Source organism: Mesorhizobium sp. (genome assembly GCF_004962925.1).
Taxonomy (GTDB): Bacteria; Pseudomonadota; Alphaproteobacteria; order Rhizobiales; family Rhizobiaceae; genus Mesorhizobium.
This window is the reverse complement of record NZ_SUEO01000387.1, coordinates 1-1640: the sequence shown is the minus strand read 5'-3', so window position 1 is coordinate 1640 and position 1640 is coordinate 1. Positions and strand designations below refer to the sequence as shown.

The 1640-nt window shown below is 64.0% G+C and carries 2 protein-coding genes; one reads left to right on the top strand and one right to left on the bottom strand.

Translation table 11 applies throughout. The annotated features are described in order from the left end of the window. Nucleotides 1-71 precede the first annotated feature (71 nt). Entirely contained in the window at nucleotides 72-1028 is a 957-nt protein-coding gene (locus E5W87_RS35260) for a TAXI family TRAP transporter solute-binding subunit (protein ID WP_292408537.1), read from the bottom strand. 255 nt (nucleotides 1029-1283) lie between these two features. On the opposite strand from E5W87_RS35260, the gene E5W87_RS35255 reads away from it, so the two are divergent. Further along, nucleotides 1284-1637, top strand: coding sequence for a YciI family protein (locus E5W87_RS35255; RefSeq protein WP_292408534.1), 354 nt, complete (start codon nucleotides 1284-1286; stop codon nucleotides 1635-1637). Nucleotides 1638-1640 lie beyond the last annotated feature (3 nt).

Genomic DNA, 1640 nt, shown 5'->3' with positions numbered 1-1640 from the left:
GCCGCAGCGACCCCACCCGTCCATCCGCCTTCGGCGGCTGTCCACCCTCCCCTCGAGGGGGAGCGAACGCCCTACTTCAGCAGCCCCTTCTCCTTGTAGTACCGCTCGGCGCCTGGATGCAGCGGCACCGGCATGCCGTCGAGCGCCTTGGCCGGGTCGATCGCCTTGGCGGCGGCGTGGGCCGCAGTGAGCTGGTCGAGATTTTCAAACAGCAGCTTGGTCATCTGATAGGCGGTCTCGTCGGAGACGGCGGCGCTGGTGATGAGGAAATTGCCGACGGCGGCGGTCGCGACATCCTCGGTCTGGCCCTCATAGGTGCCCTTGGGAATGGTCACCGAAAGATAGGGCGAGCCGATCTTGGCGACATCCTGCGCCGGCACGGCAACGACGTTGATCGGCACCGACGTGGCGAGGTCGCGGATCGAGGCGACGCCGAGGCCAGCCGATTGCAGCGTGGCGTCGAGCTGGCGGTTCTTGATGAGCTCGACCGATTCGGCGAAGGGCAGATACTCGACCCGTCCGAGGTCTTCGTATTTCAGCCCGGCGGCGGCGAAGATGGCGCGCGCGTTGAGCTCGGTGCCGGAGGCCGGCGCGCCGACCGACAGGCTCTTGCCCTTAAGGTCGGCGAGCGTCTTGATGCCGGACTCCTTGCTGGCAACGATCTGGATGTAGTTGGGATAGATGGCGGCGATGCCGCGCAGCTTGTCGAGCTTGCCAGGATAGCCGGCTTCGGTATTGCCCTCGGCGGCCAGCTTGACGGAATCGCCAAGCGCGAAGGCGATTTCGCCCTTGCCCTGCTGCAACAAATTGAGATTCTCGACCGAAGCTTTCGTCGCTTGCACCTGGGTGCGGGCACCTTCGATGCCCTTGCCGTAGATTTCCGACAGCGCGACGCCGAGCGGATAGTAGACGCCCGAGGTGCCGCCGGTCAGCACGTTGATGAATTCCTGCGCCTTGGCCGACGCGCCAAGGCCCATCGACAGCGCCAGCGCGCCGGCGGCAATAAACTTCGTCCTGAAATTGAGCATCATGATTTCCTCCCTGAAATATCGGCGGCCGTACCGCCCCCAGCACGAGCCGAGGCGAGTTTAGACAGCGGGCGGGAAATGCCAACCCGCAATAGTATCCATTAGACGAACGGCTGAGTGATGCCGCAACGCATGGCCGCTTGCGTAAAACCCCATCGGAGCCGAAGATTTTTCCGACGCCTGTCGAAATCGGGCCGGGCCGCGCGACATACGTCCGGCTCGCAACGATGCGGCCTTCGAAAATGGGAGAAGACCATGCGATACATGCTTTTGATCTACGTGAACGAAGCCGCGATGGCGGCCGCGCCGACGGACAAGACCTACGAGATCAGCGCAGCCTATGGCGCCTATACCGAGGCGTTGAAGAAGTCCAACGCCTGGTTGGCCGGCGACCGGCTGAAGCCGACCCAGGCCGCGACCTCGGTGCGGATGGCCAACGGCAAGACCAACGTGCTCGACGGTCCCTATGCCGATACCAAGGAGCAGCTCGCCGGCTTCTACATAATCGAGGCTGAGGATGCCGACGCCGCGATTGCCTGGGCGGCGCGATGCCCAGCTGCCAGCACCGGCACGGTCGAGGTGCGGCCGATCTGGGAACAAACCATGTGATGA

Bases quoted from the DNA above. Each gene is read 5' to 3' on its own strand.
- E5W87_RS35260 (WP_292408537.1), bottom strand. From the start codon at position 1,028: ATGCTCAATTTCAGGACGAAGTTTATTGCCGCCGGCGCGCTGGCGCTG.
- E5W87_RS35255 (WP_292408534.1), top strand. From the start codon at position 1,284: ATGCGATACATGCTTTTGATCTACGTGAACGAAGCCGCGATGGCGGCC.